This is a genomic window from Bartonella sp. B10834G3 (assembly GCF_016102505.1).
In the GTDB taxonomy this organism is placed as follows: Bacteria; Pseudomonadota; Alphaproteobacteria; order Rhizobiales; family Rhizobiaceae; genus Bartonella; species Bartonella choladocola.
Window position 1 is genome coordinate 96,719 of record NZ_JACFOM010000003.1, and the last position, 17,721, is coordinate 114,439.

At 48.1% G+C, this 17,721-nt stretch carries 11 protein-coding genes; 7 read left to right on the top strand and 4 right to left on the bottom strand.

Annotated features, from left to right (window positions below; all coding sequences use genetic code 11):
- Positions 1 to 440: 440 nt before the first annotated feature.
- Positions 441 to 2,279 (bottom strand): ABC transporter ATP-binding protein, encoded by a 1,839-nt coding sequence (locus tag H3S94_RS09570; RefSeq protein ID WP_077993020.1) that lies wholly within the window; start codon positions 2,277 to 2,279, stop codon positions 441 to 443.
- 627 nt (positions 2,280 to 2,906) lie between these two features.
- Here H3S94_RS09570 and H3S94_RS09575 point away from each other — a divergent pair.
- Together H3S94_RS09575 and hemF are read left to right on the top strand one after the other, a co-directional pair.
- A complete protein-coding gene (locus H3S94_RS09575) occupies positions 2,907 to 3,362 on the top strand; it encodes a tRNA (cytidine(34)-2'-O)-methyltransferase (protein ID WP_198240902.1) in 456 nt (151 codons plus the stop codon).
- A 108-nt stretch (positions 3,363 to 3,470) separates the two neighbouring features.
- A complete protein-coding gene (hemF, locus tag H3S94_RS09580) occupies positions 3,471 to 4,385 on the top strand; it encodes an oxygen-dependent coproporphyrinogen oxidase (protein WP_198231403.1) in 915 nt (304 codons plus the stop codon).
- A gap of 298 nt (positions 4,386 to 4,683) precedes the next feature.
- On the opposite strand, the gene H3S94_RS09585 is transcribed toward hemF, so the two are convergent.
- Positions 4,684 to 5,937: a CCA tRNA nucleotidyltransferase gene (locus H3S94_RS09585; RefSeq protein ID WP_246786478.1), complete on the bottom strand. Its 1,254-nt coding sequence runs from the start codon at positions 5,935 to 5,937 to the stop codon at positions 4,684 to 4,686.
- A complete protein-coding gene (locus H3S94_RS09590; protein ID WP_198240904.1) occupies positions 5,934 to 6,587 on the bottom strand; it encodes a CoA pyrophosphatase in 654 nt (217 codons plus the stop codon). The genes H3S94_RS09585 and H3S94_RS09590 overlap by 4 nt, the downstream gene beginning before the upstream one ends.
- 172 nt (positions 6,588 to 6,759) lie before the next feature.
- On the opposite strand from H3S94_RS09590, the gene H3S94_RS09595 reads away from it, so the two are divergent.
- Genes H3S94_RS09595 through H3S94_RS09610 form a run of 4 tightly spaced genes read left to right on the top strand, consistent with a single transcriptional unit; the run spans position 6,760 to position 13,781 of the window.
- On the top strand, positions 6,760 to 7,854 hold the full coding sequence (locus tag H3S94_RS09595) for a MoxR family ATPase (RefSeq protein WP_077993031.1): 1,095 nt from the start codon (positions 6,760 to 6,762) through the stop codon (positions 7,852 to 7,854).
- A gap of 60 nt (positions 7,855 to 7,914) precedes the next feature.
- Positions 7,915 to 8,820, top strand: a complete 906-nt coding sequence (locus H3S94_RS09600; RefSeq protein WP_198231406.1) for a DUF58 domain-containing protein — start codon at positions 7,915 to 7,917, stop codon at positions 8,818 to 8,820.
- Positions 8,821 to 8,823: 3 nt separating this feature from the next.
- On the top strand, positions 8,824 to 11,658 hold the full coding sequence (locus H3S94_RS09605; protein WP_198240905.1) for a DUF4159 domain-containing protein: 2,835 nt from the start codon (positions 8,824 to 8,826) through the stop codon (positions 11,656 to 11,658).
- Complete coding sequence (locus tag H3S94_RS09610) at positions 11,655 to 13,781, top strand: hypothetical protein (protein ID WP_198240906.1); 2,127 nt, start codon at positions 11,655 to 11,657, stop codon at positions 13,779 to 13,781. The genes H3S94_RS09605 and H3S94_RS09610 overlap by 4 nt, the downstream gene beginning before the upstream one ends.
- A gap of 469 nt (positions 13,782 to 14,250) precedes the next feature.
- Here H3S94_RS09610 and H3S94_RS09615 read toward each other — a convergent pair whose 3' ends face one another.
- Positions 14,251 to 14,814: a GNAT family N-acetyltransferase gene (locus H3S94_RS09615; RefSeq protein WP_225868096.1), complete on the bottom strand. Its 564-nt coding sequence runs from the start codon at positions 14,812 to 14,814 to the stop codon at positions 14,251 to 14,253.
- Between the two features lie 633 nt (positions 14,815 to 15,447).
- Here H3S94_RS09615 and H3S94_RS09620 point away from each other — a divergent pair.
- Positions 15,448 to 16,167: an OmpW family protein gene (locus tag H3S94_RS09620; RefSeq protein WP_077993040.1), complete on the top strand. Its 720-nt coding sequence runs from the start codon at positions 15,448 to 15,450 to the stop codon at positions 16,165 to 16,167.
- Positions 16,168 to 17,721: the final 1,554 nt, after the last annotated feature.

Below are 17,721 nucleotides of genomic sequence, written 5' to 3' on the forward strand. Positions count from 1 at the left end.
TAAAAAGAATGATAGTTGAAACACCATGTATTTTCAAAATTTTAAAGCCGTGCGCCGGCATAGCTTAAGCTTTTTTACCCGATTGTTTCAAATAACGGCAGTTCGTCACGCAATGAAGAAAACGGGGTGTCGGGTGTCGCGACCGGTCGGAAACGGCAAAATACAATCCGGCTTTAAAAAAACAGCTTCTCTACCGCCGCTCAACCTTTTAACTTTCATCAGAATTGTTATTGAAAAATAGGCAACCCGAAGCGCGCGGTTAGGAAACGCCTCGATTGCCCGATAAACTCCCTTAAATAGACACCCCGTAAACGCACACAAAGAAGAGGTTTCTGTTTTACGAAAACAAAAAACAGGAAACAGGAAAAGATCTTCCGGTTCAAAAGGAGCTGGCGTTTCTGCCCCGTTTTTTCACTCAAGCCCCTTTAAACGATAAAACCTCAAGACTCACTATCAAGATCAAGATGGCCGCCAACCTGCCGGTTCCACAAATGGGCATAAATACCGTGCTTCAAAAGCAATTCTTCATGTGTGCCATCCTCGACAATTTTTCCCTTATCCATCACGATCAAGCGGTCCATTTCGGCAATTGTCGACAAGCGGTGGGCAATGGCAAGAACAGTTTTTCCTTCCATCAGGCGGGCGAGATTTTCCTGAATGGCAGCTTCGACTTCCGAATCGAGTGCCGAGGTTGCCTCGTCAAGAATAAGAATCGGCGCATCTTTGAGCATGACACGTGAAATAGCAATGCGCTGGCGCTGCCCACCGGAAAGGCGTGCGCCGCGCTCTCCGACAAAGGCATCATATCCGGTCTTGCCGTTCTGGTCGCGCAGACTGTCGATAAAATCGGCAGCTTCGGCATCCCTTACTGCTTCAAGCAATTCCCGATTGCTGGCATCAGGCCGCCCATAGAGAATATTATCTTTGAGTGAACGGTGCAAAAGCGAGGTATCCTGTGTCACTACGCCAATGGCCGCGCGCAAGCTTTCCTGTGTGACATCGGCAATATTTTGCCCGTCAATCAATATGGCGCCCTCTTCGACATCGTGAAAACGCAAGAGAAGATTGACAAGTGTCGATTTACCGGCTCCGGAGCGCCCGACGACGCCTACCTTTTGACCCGGCTCGATATGAAGGTTGAAATCTTTCAAGATTCCCTTGCCCTTGCCATAGTGGAAGCCGACATGTTCAAACCGGATGTCGCCTTTTTTGACGACAAGTTTTTTGGCGTCCTTCTTGTCTTCAACGATTCTGTCCTGAGCAATGGAATGCATTCCATCTTCGACAATGCCGATATTTTCAAAAAGTGCGGCCATTTCCCACATAATCCATTGCGCCATGCCGTTAAGCCGCAAAACAAGGCCGATACTGACCGCGACAGCGCCGACGAGAATGGCATCCCGCTGCCATAGCCAGATGCCGAGCGCTCCCACAACAAACAATAAAATACAATTCGACACATAAACGCTGATCGAAAATTTCGAGATGAGCCGCATCTGTTTGTAAACCGTACCCTGAAAATGCTCGAACCCTTCACGGGCAAAGCTTTCCTCTCTTGCGTGGTGGGAAAAGAGTTTGACGGTTGCAATATTGGTATAAGAATCAACAACCCGCCCTGTCATGAGTGAACGCGCATCGGCCTGTGCTTCGGAAGCATCGCGCAATTTCGGGATAAAATATTTAAGTAGCCCGATATAGCTGATAATCCACAAAAGAAAGGGCACCATCAGCCGCCAGTCGGAGGAAGCGGCAATCACCAGTGTACCGAGAAAATAGACAATCACATAGTTTAAAACGTCAAAAAGCTTCATCACCGTTTCACGCACCGACAAGGCCGTTTGCATCACCTTCGCCGATATGCGACCGGAAAATTCGTTCTGGAAAAAGCTCATGGATTGGCCGAGCAGATAACGATGCACAAGCCAGCGTATCCGCATCGGATAATTGCCAAGCAATGTCTGATGCATGACCATGCTGTGCATGGTGACAAAAAATGGCAGGATGAGAACAACCAGCACACCGATGAGTGCAAGTTTTACGCCTTGCGTTTCAAAAAATGTTGCCCGCGAATTGGCATTGAGCCAATCGACAATACTGCCCAGAAACCCGAAAAGCGAAACTTCTGTCACCGCAATCAAGGCGGTAAAGATTGCCATGAAGATCAACCATGGCCAAACGCCTTCCGTATAATAAAGGCAGAAACCCAACAGATTTTGCGGTGGTCGTTTCAGCTCCTTTTCGGGAAAAGCGTTCAATCTTCGTTCAAACCATCCAAACATGGTCGAGCTCCTTGTTTCTGCTTTATTTTAGCTGTCTCAATATAGTGTTCGACCTCTGCCCGAACACAAAACCCGAACACACAATCTGTGGAACGATCCGGCCCTTGGAACGATCTGGCCCCTTGGAACGATCCGATTAGCGAAGTGTTTCATGGCTTCAAATGTTATATGTCTTTTTGTCACAAACCGGCGGATTTTTCAAAGCGGGAAACTTTTTTGCTCCCGACTTCTTCCGGCTTCTCCGGATGTCTTTTGACAGGAAAATGCAGAACACGGATTTGCCGACGACGATAAAACGGTTTTTGCGCCTCCCTGAAGATAGTTCAAAACTGCGCGCTTACAAGACGTTTCCCGCAACAAATAAGGCTTCCACTATCTCGAACAGCGCCGACAGCAGAAAAACGAGGCAAAAAGCGATAATGTTTATGAAGTGAGACCAATTAGAGACAAATCACAGACAAACCGGAAAGCCGGCGGCAGACTTTACATAATCCGGTTGTTTGAACTTCGATTTATAAAGCACATTCCGGAAGAGAAAAACACGTTTGCCAAGAATTGTGAATTTCATGTGTTTCGTTGCTTCCCCTCCTCTTTACAATGGCGGGTTCAAAAGCCTATTCAACACTCATGACAATTCGTATTGCACTTTTTCAGCCCGACATTGCGGGAAACACCGGAACAATTTTGCGTTTGGGCGCTTGTTTCGGCGTGCCGGTTGACATTATCGAACCGGCCGGTTTTGACCTTTCCGACCGCCATTTGAAACGTGCGGGCATGGATTATCTCGAAATTGCAACATTGAAGCGGCACATTGATTGGCAACATTTTCTGGCCGAACAGAAGGCGGAAAACCGCCGTCTCATTCTTTTTACCACCAAAACCGACAAACCTTATTGCGATTTTTCTTTTCACGACGAAGACGTACTCCTGTTCGGGCGGGAATCGGCGGGTGCACCGGATTACGTCCATCAAGCCGTTGACGCTGAAGTGACCATTCCCATGGTCAAAGTTGCGCGTTCTCTCAACCTTGCGGTGAGTGTTGCAATCGGCGTCAGCGAAGCATTGCGCCAGATCAACAAATAGACCTCATTCAATTAGTCGGCGAATTATTAATAGGTAGACAAAGCCGTTTTCAACCCTTATCTCTTTTCTGGAGTTATTCTAAACGAGTTTATAGATTTAAGACGGATTATGACGAATAGAGACATTCCCGATGACATGCCTTCCGATCTGGAAGACAAGAAAAAGCGGGCAGAAGAGTGGTTCCAATCATTACGGGATAGAATTTGTAATTCACTTGAAAAACTGGAACGGGAACTGACAGGCCAATTTTCCAATTTCTCTGCCGGTTCATTTGTCAGAACCCCGTGGGAAAAACCCGGCGGCATGAATGGCGGCGGTGTTATGTCGGTCATGAAGGGGCGCGTTTTTGAAAAAGCAGCTGTCCAGACATCGACTATTTATGGTGAATTTTCACCGGAATTCAGACAAGAAATTCCCGGAGCACAAGATGACCCGCGCTTCTGGGCAAGCGGCATTTCGCTTATTGTGCACCCACAAAGCCCGCATGTGCCGACCGTCCATTTCAACACCCGTATGATCGTTACAACCCGCCAATGGTTTGGCGGCGGTGCGGATTTGACACCAATGCTTGCCGAGCGGCGCACCCAGTCGGATATTGATACCCAAACCTTCCATAAGGCATTCCAATATGTATGTGAACGCCACCCTACCGTCGCCGATTATCCGAAATTCAAGAAATGGTGCGACGAATATTTTTATCTGAAACATCGCAAAGAACCGCGTGGTGTTGGTGGTATATTTTACGACTGGCTCCATAGCAGCAAAGAAGCCGGTGGCTGGGAAGCCGATTTCAGCTTTACGCAGGATGTCGGGCGGGCTTTCGACATTGTTTATCCCTCGATTGTGCGTGAAAACTTCAATAAGCCGTGGACAGAAAAACAAAGAAATGCCCAACTTATCCAGCGTGGCCGCTATGTCGAATTCAACCTTATATATGACAGGGGCACTATTTTCGGGCTCAAAACCGGTGGAAATATCGAAAGTATTCTCTCTTCCCTGCCGCCCACTGTTAAATGGCTTTAGCAATTCCAATTAGAAAAGCCGGAATAGCTTTAGCTATTTCGCGAAGCCAAATCCCGAAATGGGTGTAATCACGAAATTGGACAAAAGGTGGCAGATAAAATAAGCCGGATAAACATTGCCTTCATCACGTCGGGCACGAAAGCAAACCTGCCTCATTTTAAAGAATAGCCCGCGAGGCTGATATTTCCGATCAGACCATGGCCACATCTCAGGCCATTGTCATATTTCAAGCCGTTGTCATATTTCAAGCCATTGTCATATTTCAGGCCATTGTCATATCTCAGGCCATTGCCATATCTCAGGCCATTGCCATATCGAGGAGTGCTTTCTTATCCAGTAAAAAGCCGGTTTCCACCCAAAGCCTTTCCAGCGCTTTAAGTTTGTGCCCGATGGCCGGCCCCTCGGTGATACCGAGAGGTAAAAGATCTTTGCCGGTCAAGGGGAAAACCGGAACCTCATAATGCTCGGCCAATTTTCTGAGCCGTGTATAATGGCTTGCTTCAACAAGTGCATTATCATTGCTTAAAGCATGGGCGCGTGCATGTGACAATGCGAGCGTCAATTCGTCAAGAACCGCCTGCTTGCCATGATTATAGACCAGTTTTTTAATTCCGACATCGGGACAATCATATTTGATCGGCCCCATATGCGCAAAGGCGAGCAACCGTGTTTTTTCAGCTTTGGAAAAGCGCAACCGTTCGGCCATTTTTTTCAATCGCACTTCATCGCGTGGCACAATGGAAAAAAGCCGCAATAACGGGTCGGGAGGAAAGCCCATGACATGTTCGGTTCCGATCAGCGGGGGAAATGCGTCGATACCCCATTTTTCGGTTTCGGGAAGAATAATTCCCAAAATTGCGGCTTGCCGCATCCATAAAAGCGCCCGCGTCGGGTCGGGAGCGGAAAGCATTTTTTTAACCTCCGACCACACCCGTTCGGCAGATAATTGCAAAAGGCCGTCTTTCAGCCGTGCGCAAGCTTTGATGGCTTCGGCATCGGGACGCCCTTTGCCCACCCATGCATAAAGGCGAAAAAATCTTAAAATGCGCAAGTAATCCTCGCGAATACGATCCTCGGCAACGCCGATGAAACGCAAAGTCTCGCTTTCAATATCGGCAAGACCGTTGACATCATCATAAATTTTGCCTTCGGCATCGGCATAAATGGCGTTGATTGTGAAATCGCGCCTTTGTGCGTCAGTCTTCCAGTCACGCCCGAAAACAACTTTTGCCCGCCGCCCGTCCGGTTCAATATCGGCTCTAAGCGCGGTTACTTCATAGGAGTGACCCTTCACCACCACAGTGATTGTGCCATGTTCATAGCCTGTGGGAACTGCTTTGAAACCTTTCTCGCTTACCCGCTTGATAATTTCATCGGGCACACAGGTTGTTGCAATATCAATATCGTTGACAGGATAGCCCAGAAGCTGGTTACGCACAGCCCCGCCTACCACGCGCGCCTCTTCGCCATTTTCCGAAAGACAATGAAGCAGTTGTTGCAGCCCCTCATCGTGAAGCCACAAGGCTTTTTTGGCGATATTAAGCGTAGTCAACGGGATAACCTTTCTGCGAGTGAACGAATCATTGCGGCCGTCGCACCCCATATATAGTGATTGTCGAAGGAAAGTGCATAGAAGCTCCGCTTTTCTGCTCCCGACTTCTTTGATACAATCACATAATTTTTCGGATCAAGCACAAAAGATAGCGGTACAGTAAATATTTCATCAACCTCGTCGTCATTTTTGACAAATTCAGCGCCAGCTTCAATCAATCCCACCACCGGACGAATCTCGAAACCTGTCGACGTATAATAGAAGTCGAGTTCGCCGAGTTTTGTGAAATATTCCGGCTCCAGCCCGATTTCTTCATGAGCTTCTCGCAAAGCAGTCATTTCATCGCTGGTGTCGCGCGCTTCTCTTTTCCCGCCCGGAAAAGCGATTTGTCCGGAATGTTTGAGAAGTTTTGCTGTCCGCTTTGTCAAAACGAGATGTGGCATATCGGATTTTTCAATAAAACCGACAAGCACGGCCGAGCGTTGCCAGGACAAACGTTCGGATTTTTGCCGCATGGGAAGAGAATTGGAAAACGGCCGGCCGGAATTAACCGATTGTATGGAAGAGCGTGAAACGGTTGAAAATTCTGTTTCTTCATTAAATTTTTTGACAATGTCGTTTTGCGAAATTACCCGACTTTCTCTATCCAATTTTAAAAAACCTTCTTGTCAAATCGCTATTCAAGACTTTTAGACAGTTCATTTCTGTTATTTTTCTGCTACAAGCCATGAAATAGTCATTGTTCAAAGATGAAGGTGGTGACAAATTCCATCACCGTCAATTCTATTTGGTCATCTATTCAAAAAGTTCTGGGGAAAAGCCATGAGAAGCGCTTCTAAAACAACATCCGAGCCGAAGAAAACAAAAGCTGGCGCATCTGCCCTCAAGCCTGCAAAAAAGGCTGCTTCCCAAAAAGTTGCAAACAAAATTGCAGCAAAAGATGATGCCGGAATAATTGCCGATTTCGACAATGTCGGAAAGCTGTTTGAAACGTTGCGCGCCACGATCGACAAGGTTGTGTTCGGTCAAAGCACTGTTGTTGAAAACAGTATTATTGCGATTTTGTCGGGCGGGCACGCACTGCTTGTCGGTGTGCCGGGACTTGCAAAAACCCGATTGGTCGAAACATTGGGCACTGTTTTGGGATTGGATGAAAAACGTATCCAGTTTACCCCCGATTTGATGCCATCCGATATTATCGGTTCGGAAGTCATGGATACCGACAAAAGCGGAAAACGCTCTTTCAGATACATCAAGGGGCCGGTTTTTGCCCAGCTTCTTATGGCTGATGAAATCAACCGTGCCTCGCCCAGAACCCAATCGGCGCTGTTGCAGGCCATGCAGGAATATCATGTCACTGTTGCCGGCGAACAATATGATTTGCCAAGCCCTTTCCATGTGCTTGCAACACAAAACCCGCTTGAACAGGAAGGAACCTATCCGCTTCCTGAAGCCCAGCTTGACCGTTTCCTCATGCAGATCAATGTCGATTATCCCGATATTGATACCGAACGGCGCATTATTGTCGAAACAACGGGCGCTAAAAAACAAACAATAAAACCGGTGCTTGACGGAAAGAAGCTCGAAACCATTCAGGAAATGGTGCGACAAATGCCGATTTCCGAAAATGTCGTCGATGCCATTTTGAAATTGGTACGCTCTGCCCGCCCCGATTCCGATAATGTGCACGCTAAAAAACACATTGCCTGGGGGCCGGGTCCGCGTGCTTCACAAGCCCTGTCCTTGTGTGCGAGAGCGCGCGCACTTTATCAGGGGCGGCTTGCCCCCTCGGTTGACGATGTCAAAGCATTGGCAATTCCGGTTTTACAACACCGTATGGCATTGAACTTCACAGCGCGCGCCGACGGGCTTACAATTTCTGAAGTTATCAATGATCTTGTGAAAGACATCGAATAAAAGGACATCCGCTCAAGCTAAAACAACGGATAGCAAAACAACGGACAGCGAAAACAAATAATGGCTATTGCTCGCGACATCAATGTAGAAGCACCAACCGATCTGGCGGTGAAAGCCCGTATCCAGTCGGCCAAACTGCCTGACCTTCTCATCGAGGCGCGCCACATTGCCAACACGCTGGTTTCCGGTTTTCATGGCCGGCGCAAACGCGGCAATGGCGATAATTTCTGGCAATTTCGCCCCTATGTTGATGGCGAACCGGTAACGCGCATTGATTGGCGCCGCTCGGCGCGCGACAATCATATCTATCTTCGCGATCAGGAATGGGCAGCCGCCCAGACGATATGGATATTGCCCGATCAATCGCCCTCCATGCATTATCAATCCCGCTTTTCCGACATGCCCAAGGATAGTTATGCTATGCTTATGGCACTGACCCTTTGCGAACTTTTTTCCCGATCGGGAGAGCGTGTCGCAGTGCCGGGGCTTATGGCTCCCACCCAATCACGCAATGCGGCCGAAGAAATGGCTTTAAGTTTCGCAAATCTCAAAGCCCCCCTGAAGTTCGGTGATTTTCTTGACGTAAGCCGCCATTCGCATATCATCCTTTTAAGTGATTTTCTGGATGATCCGGACACAATTGAAAAGAAATTCGGCGCATTGGCAAATGCCGATGTGACGGCGCATTTTGTCGAAGTTTACGACCCCGCAGAAGAGCGTTTTCCCTACCATGGACGGGTCGAATTTATTGATCCGGAAAGCCGTCAACATTATCTTGCCGGTCGTGCCGAGACATTTCAGGATGCCTATTTGCGCCTCTATAAAGCGCGTCGTCAAAGTCTTGCCGATTTTGCCAACAAAAGCGGTGCGAGTTACCACATTGCTGCGACCGATAAAAAAATGAGCACGGTTATTCTCGAACTTGCCAACCTCATCGGACAGGCTCAAGGTTACAGGAGAGGTTAAGGCATGAGTTTCGGTGCACCTTTTCTGCTACTTTTTTTGTTTGCACTACCGGCTATCTGGTGGCTATTGCATGTCACTCCACCAGCACCCGCGCACGAAATTTTTCCGCCATTACGGCTTTTGTTAAAAATTGCCAATAAAGAGGAAACGCCCAACCGTACTCCGTGGTGGTTGCTGCTTTTACGGCTTCTTCTGGTGGCAATTGTCATCTTTGCCTTTGCCGATCCGATCTGGCGGCCGACATCGACAGTTTTGACAGGGCAAGCACCGCTTGCCATTGTCATTGATAATAGCTGGTCTTCGGTTCATGATTGGGACAAGCGCATCAATGCCGCGGCCGCACTCATCAAACAGGCAGATGCGGCAAAAAAGACAATCTATATTGCGGCAACCGCTGGCAATGACAATCAGGACATCCGCCCGCTCGGCAGTGAAGAAGCGACCCGGCTTATTCACAATCTGCAACCTTTATCCCTGCCCGCTCACCGCCTTTCTATCATCAACAGGCTGATAACCGCCCTCAAAGGTCAAAAAGCCGATATTGCCTATCTTTCCGACGGCTTACAAATGGTTGAAGACGAAAGCGCATTTAATAAACTCGTTGCCAATACCAATAGCAATATCCTGCTTTACGACACCGACATTGCCGAATTGATCGCCATCACATCGGTCAAAAACGAGAGCGGGTCGCTCGCTGTCGATCTGATACGCGCAAAAGGCAATAATGAAAAAAACTTCTCGCTTTCCGCCTTTGACCGCGAAGGGCGGCTGATCGGGGAAACTGGAGGTCGTTTTGAAGATGGTGAAACGTCGACAATTGCCGCTTTCAACTTGCCGCTCGAACTCAAAAACGACATTGCCGCTATCAGGGTGAGTGGCAGAAATGATGTTGCAAGCACATATCTTTCCGATTCCAGAAACCATATTTACCGCGTTGCAATTCTTGCAACTTCTGCCCATGAGCTCACCCAGCCGCTTTTGTCGCCCCTTTATTATGTGACCAAGGCCCTTCAGGGGCGCGACCAGATCATTACCGCAAGCAGCAATAATTTTTCCGACGCTATCGAACAACTTATCGCACAAAACCCTTCCACACTCATCATGGATGATGTTGTGAATATGCCCAAGGCTTCGCAGGATCTCCTCACCCGTTTTGTGGAAAAAGGCGGCACACTTATTCGCTTTGCAGGCCAAAATCTTGCAAGTAGCGATAGCGATGACCCGTTACTGCCGGTAAAAATGCGTCATGGAGAACGCCAATTGGGCGGCATCATGTCGTGGGCAACGCCGCAAAAGCTTGCACCTTTACCGAAAAAGGGTATTTTTGCCGATCTTGCTTTTCCTGATGATGTGACGGTGTCGAGGCAAATTCTCGCCGAACCGAGCCCCGAACTTTTCGACCACACATGGTTGAGTCTCGCCGATGGCACGCCGCTCATTACCGCCACCCAGCGTGGCAAAGGCATGTTGATTTTCATTCATACTTCGGCCGACCCGACATGGTCGACATTGCCGCTTTCGGGCTTTTTTGTCGACATGATGCAAAGACTGGCAGAAACAGCAAATCAGACAGACACGAAAAGCGACGGGGCAAAAAGTGATGAAAATATTGTACGCGACCCCTGGCAGATTATAGATGTAAACGGGGCGCTTGTACCGGCCCCCTCAACCGTTTCGCCGCTAATATTGAACGATAAAACCGAGGCGCTTCCCTCGTTCAACCATCCTCCCGGCCTTTATGGAAAGAAAAACAACCTCTATGCAGTCAATCTCTTCGATAAAGAGGACAGGTTGACACCGCTCGACACAGAAATTTTTGCCGGAAAAGTGCGTTTGATGGACTATTCAAACGATGTTGAAACGCATTTGAACGGTTTTCTGCTGGCACTTGCCATTGCAATTTTTGCACTTGATACATTTGTGATGCTCTGCGGGCGACAATTGTTCGGAAAACAAGGCCGACTATTTAGCGGAAAACGCAAATTTCTGGTGATTTTATTGGCCTTTGCAATGGCATTCACCCTTCTACAGAGTTTCACTCCACAAGCTGTTTTTGCACAAAAGCTTTCCGACAAAGACACAGCAATGGTGCAATCGGCGGGAAAAACGCGGCTTGCCTATGTCATAACCGGACTGGATGACATTGATAATACCAGCAAAACCGGTCTCGAAGCTTTGGGGCAGTTCATAAAAACCCGTACAACGATTGACCCCGGTGCAGTTGCCGCACTTGATCTTGACGAGGACGAACTCGCATTTTACCCGCTCATTTATTGGTCGGTTGACGCCAATTCGCCGATGCCGACACAAAAGGCAATCGACAAAATCAACACCTATATGCATCAAGGTGGCACTGTCTTGTTCGACACCCACGACCAGATTGAAACCGGCATGGATTTGAGCGGCAAAACCACACCCAACAACCAACGCTTGCGCGATATTCTGGATGGTCTCAACATTCCCGAACTCGAGCAGGCGCCCCCCGATCATGTTATTTCGCGATCGTTTTTTATCATGCCGGATTTCCCCGGTCGCTATAGAGGTTCGCCATTATGGATTTTATCATCGGCACTCGGGGGAAATGACAAACGGCCAATCCATGCGGGCGATGGTGTCAGCTCGATTCTCATCACTGCCAATGATTTTGCCGGTGCATGGGCGCATGACGGAAAAGGCGCATGGAAATATCCGCTTGTTCCTGATGACGAGATGCAACGTGTTTGGGCTTTTCGCGGTGGTTTGAATATTGTCATGTATATTCTCACCGGAAATTATAAGGCCGATCAGGTGCATGTGCCGGCACTTCTGGAGCGTTTGGGACAGGAAAAATCACAATGAACCAGTCACTTGCGTTTGAACCTTTGGTTTCCTGGCCGTTAAGCCTCACTTTAATCGGTATAGCACTTGTATTTGTTATAGCCGCACTTGTTTTGCGTAAACGCGGGGCGGTTTTGCGGGCTTGTGCACTCGCTGTTATGGCAATTGCTCTCATCAATCCGGTTATGGTCGAAGAACAGCGGGAGCCGTTGAAAAGCACTGTCGGTATCGTCATAGACGAAAGCCAGAGCCAGAATTTCGGCTCGCGCTCGAAAGATACCGAAGAGGCATTGAAAATGCTTCGGGAAGAGCTTGCAAATCATCCTGAATTCGAGCCCCGCCTGATCGAGGCAAAGGCCATCTCGGACAATAATAATGGTAGCGAAACAAGGCTGTTTACGCCTTTGAACGAAGCCATTTCGGATGTTGCGCCTGCCCGTTATGCAGGCACAATCCTGATTACCGACGGTGAAGTTCATGATATTGAAGCGGCAAACGCCAACACTTCCGGTGAAAAGCCGGTGAATGCCCTTATTACCGGTGAACCCGACGAATATGACAGGCAGGTCAAGTTTGTCGACCCGCCGCGTTTCGGAATTACCAACAAACCGTTTAAAATACGGTTTGAAATTCAGGATAAGGGGAAAGTCCCCGCTTCTGCCCGTGATGCAATGGTGGAACTCAAGATCAATGGCAATGTTGTTTTCCACCAATCCGAAGCAACAAATAGAGAAATTGAAACCGAAATTACCCTTCCCCATGCCGGAAAGAACATTATCGAGGTTACGACCTCGCCTCTTTCTGGCGAGCTTACCGATGTCAATAATACTGCGGTAACGGTGGTGGATGGTGTGCGTGAAAACCTGCGCGTGCTTCTGGTTTCGGGGGAGCCACATAATGGCGAGCGCACATGGCGGGACCTGTTGAAAAGTGACCCCAGCATCGACCTTGTCCATTTCACTATTTTGCGCCCTCCCGAAAAAGCCGATAATACGCCGTTAAGCCAGCTTTCGCTGATTGTCTTTCCGACAACCGAACTGTTTGTTGACAAAATTAACGACTTTGATCTCGTCATTTTCGACCGTTACCAGCACTATAATGTGTTGCCTTTGATCTATTACGACTATGTCGCTCAATATGTGAAAAATGGTGGCGCATTGCTGATGGCAACAGGGCCCGAATTTGCCGGTGACAATTCGCTTGCGCGTACGCCGTTATTAAGCGTTCTGCCTGCTTTGCCGAGCGGTGAAATTATTGAAAAACCTTTTACACCGAGCCTGACGCAAGCGGGTTTGCGCCACCCTGTCACACGCGGCCTTTCGGGCGAAGTTGTGAAAAACAATCCGGACAAAACCGACACGTCAAAGGCACAAAATTGGGGTCGTTGGCTGCGCCAGATCGCAGTTCAGGATAGCTCCAAAAGCACCGTTCTCATGAATGGTGCAGACAACCGCCCGCTCATGTTGCTGTCGCATATTGGCAAGGGACGTGTGGGAATGTTGCTTTCCGATGAAGGCTGGTTATGGGCACGCGGTTTCGAGGGTGGCGGGCCTTATGCCGCCCTTTATAGACGCATGGCACATTGGCTGATGAAAGAGCCGGAACTCGAAGAAGAAGCACTGTCAGCTTCCGGCAATGGAAACAGACTAACCATTCGCCGCCAGACCATGGCCGACAAACCCGATATTGCCACAGTCCATTTCCCTTCAGGAAAAACCAAAAATGTGACTTTGGAAAGACAGCAGGAAGGTGTGTTTGAAGCAACGCTCGATACCGATGAAATCGGACTTTTCAAAGTCACCAATGGCGACAAGGAAGCGCTGACACATATTGGCGCGGTCAATTCACCCGAATATTCCGAGTTGATTTCGACGGAAGAAAAGTTGTTGCCGGTGGCCGGAACCAGTGGGGGCGCAGTCACGCGTCTACATCAAAAGGCGGGTGATAAAGTCACATTGCCTGCCATAGATGTTGTAAAAGGCAAGAGTCTTGCCCCCGCACAAAGGCAAAACCGCATTCTGCTCAATGCCGCCAGCGAAACCCGACTGGTGAGCACATCCGCTTTTTCACTGTTCAACGGTGTTCTGGCGCTCGTTGCTTCATTTCTTCTGTTAGCAAGCCTCTGGTATAGAGAAGGCCGTTAAATCACCAATACGGCCTTCTTCAAAAATGAAGACAATAAAACGCGCCCCTTCGAGAATTTCGACCACAAATGAAACATGTTGCAGACTGTCACAACAATTTCCGTTGTTCTTAACGATAACCGAAAGTCACGCCAGTTTTTACCGTTCTAAGGCCTTTCGACAGTCATAACCGTTTTTTACTCGTGCAACATCTTCCGACCGGTGCAATGCCTTTCAACCGGCGCGATCGTCTTTAACTCTCGCGAGAGTTTCGGTTGTCTCGACACTTTTTCGAGCCTGATTGTCTCGACACTTGAACAAAAGCACGAAGACTTTGGCAAAGTCCAAAACATATGGGCAGGAACCGCCTGTTTCCGATGGGCATAAGTCCTTCACCGAATTTCAAAATAGAGCCGGCGTTCACCCCATGCACCGCTTTTCAATTGCCGTTGAAAGCAGATAAAATCTGCCCTGCCGATTTGACCGGTTTTCAATCTTGCCGTTTGGACTGGTTTTTGTGAAGCACAAGCCCTTTTGCTGTTTCCAATGCACGATCAACAAGTTCAAGTGCCAACAAGCGTTCAGGATTGACCGGCAAGGGCATAACCATGTCCGTTACCGGCACTTTTGAAAAACCGAAACGGCGATAATAAGGTTCATCACCAACGAGCAGAATAAAGGGAACCCCTTTGGCCTTTGCCGTTTCGATCGTATGGCGCATCAACAGGCTCCCGACGCCTAAGCTTTTGAACTTCGGTGAAATAACAATCGGCCCAAGCAGGTAGCCATTGACATTTCCCACCACAATCGGGGTCATTCTGATTGTACCGACCAGATGATGATTGAAAATGGCAACAAATGAAAGGCCAAGGTCATGCCCGCCCTTTTCGCGGATAAGGTGGGCAGCACGTGTAAAACGGGCAGGACCGAAAGCTTCTCTGTTCAGCTCTTCGATCATTTCCTGATGATCCGTTTTTTCGGAAATCAACGTGATATTGTTATTATCGACTTTTGGCGTTTGTGAAAGGTCGAGTGCAGACGAATAATTTTCCATATGAAAACCGGCAAGAAAACAAGTGAAACATAATCAACGGCAAAGTATCCAAAACCACTGGCAGTTCATCGTCGTTGATCTGAAAAAAACATCATTGTCTACTTGTTAACTGTTTGCCTATGTCCGACGTGCATTTTCTTGGCCGAATACCTGAAATCCCGATTGGTGGCTTTAACGGCTTTTACCAATCATGGACGATTTCCGAACGGCCAAGCAATTCCTATGCAACAATAAAATTGTTAGCGGTAAAAAAGCATGAAAGCAATCACTTTATCAGCATCTTGTGAGTTTGGCTTTTTTAACGATCTATCTTTACCTGCATCCGGTTATTAAAACTGTTTCATGAATAAACAGTTGTAACAGAAATTCTTGGATAAACAGATTTTTTCTTCTTGCAGTTGATTCGACTTAGTAAACAGTCACTTAATAATCGCCGGAAACGGCCTCTGTTTTTTTCCACAGCCAACAAAATTTGTTGCAATAATGATACAGTTACTTCTCAAACAAGGCGATAAAGCGGCAAAAAGGCGATTGTTTGATTCAAATCAATGGATATTTCAGATTAAATAGGCTTGAACGTAATCAAATTACTGATGTGAAACACGCACGCATATTGATTTAGGAGACAATGATATGAAGAAATTGATCGGTAGCAGTATAGTTGCCATCGCTGCAGCACTCAGCTTCTCAGGTTCAGCTTCGGCTGCCGATGTTCAGAGTGCAAAGCCTGTTGTTCAGGAAGCTCAAAGCCCATGGCAGATCCGCGTTCGCGCTCTCGGCGTTGTTCCACGCGACAAAGGCCATGTTAACCAGATTCATGGTTCTGACCTCGACTTCTCGAGCACAGTTATTCCTGAACTCGACATCACCTATTACTTCACCAACAACATCGCTGCCGAATTGATTTTGGGTACAACCTATTCGTCAATCGACGGTCAAGGTTCGTTGCATGCAGCAGGTGCTGGCAAGCTTGGTAAAACATGGATTTTGCCTCCGACCCTTACTCTTCAATACCACTTCACCAATTTCGGCGCATTCAAGCCATATATCGGCGGTGGTGTTAACTACACAATCTTCTACAATGAAGATGCTGACCACAATTCAGCAGGCATTGGTTTGAGAGACCTCGACATCGACAACACATGGGGCGGCGCTCTTCAAGTTGGTTTTGACTACATGCTTGACCAACACTGGGGCTTCAACTTTGATGTCAAGAAACTTTACCTCCGTCCGGATTTCGACGGCAAGCTTAACAAAGCAACTGCTGACGCTTTGGGTCTGAATGAACACATCAGCGGTAAAGCCAAGCTTGATCCATGGCTGATCGGCGCTGGTGTAACCTATCGCTTCTAATAAAGGCGGGGGCTTGAAAAAGTAAATTGAGGGGGCTTGGTTTACTTTTCACAAAAAAAGGACGCTTTTTAGCGTCCTTTTTTGTTTTCAATAAGTCTCCGGCTTTTACATCTCCGGCTTTTAAGTTTCCTGCTTTATCTGATGTCCTGAATACACATCTGCATACTATTTCACGATAAAAGCGCGCCAGCCGCCTTACTACTCAAGGGTTTTCTTCAAACTTGCCGCACCGCGCACACGCGCGCTGCCAATCCTGCTTTCAGAACACAAGCCTCGTTAACCGCGGCAACTTCCTTGCGGGTCCATAGCATTCCTTCAAGCTTGCTCCATCACGGACACGTGCACAACAATCCTGTGTCAGAACAAAAATTTCGCTTGCCGCCCTTGCTGCTCAAAGAGTGTCTTTCAAGCCGTTTTCACTAGTCACATAGGTTCTGCCAATCCCGTTTTAGAATAAAACCGTCGTTAATCTTCCCCACTCAAAGAGAGGTTCTCTCAAGCGCGTTTCACCGCGCAGATTATGCCTGCCAATCCTGTTCTATGAAAAAGCCCGCCCTGCCTAACCTCCTGTCTCCTTGGTTACGAGAATCCTTAGAGCTTGCTACACAATGCACATAAGTTCTGCCAATCCCGTTTCAGAATAAAACCGTCGTTAATCTTCCCCACTCAAAGAGAGGTTCTCTCAAACGTGTTTCACCGCACAGATTATGCCTGCCAATCCTGTTCCATGAAAAAGCCCGCCCTGCTTACCTGTTTCCTTGGTTACGGGAATCCTTAGAGCTTGCTACACCGCGCAGCCCCCCGCAAAACCTGTTAAAGGGGAAAAAACGCTAGCCTCCCCCACGGCCAGCGAATTTCCTTCAAACCTGCCATACCGCAAACAGACGCCTGACCAATCCCGTTTCAGAATGAAACCGTCGTTAATCTCCCCCACTCAAAGAGAGGTTCTCTCAAGCGTGTTTCACCGCGCAGATTATGCCTGCCAATCCTGTTCTATGAGAAAGACCGCCTGCTTACCTGTTTCCGTGGTTACGGGAATCCTTAGAGCTTGCTACACAATGCACATAAGTTCCGCCAATCCCGTTTCAGAATAAAACCGTCGTTAATCTTCCCCACTCAAAGAGAGGTTCTTTCAAGCGTGTTTCACCCGCGCAGAATATGCCTTGCCAACCCTGTTCTATGAAAAAGCCCGCCCTGCTTACCAGTTTCCTTGGTTACGGGAATCCTTAGAGCTCGCTACACGGCGCAGACCCCCCCTGCAAAACCTGTAAGGAGGAAAAAACGCTAGCCTCCCACGGCTCATGGAATTTCCTTCAAACCTGCCATACCGCAAACACACGCCTGACCAATCCCGTTTCACGAAAAAAGCCCTGCCTAACCTCCTGCTTCTTTGGCGATGGTATTCCTTCACGCTGGCCTCACCGTGCACATACCCCTTGTCAATTCCGGTTCGGAGCAAAACTTGTTAACCTCCTTCCTGCCTATAAGGATTCGTTCAAGCTTGTCCCGCCATGCAAAGGTAATTTTGTATTTCACAACACAAAGGGCAGCTCA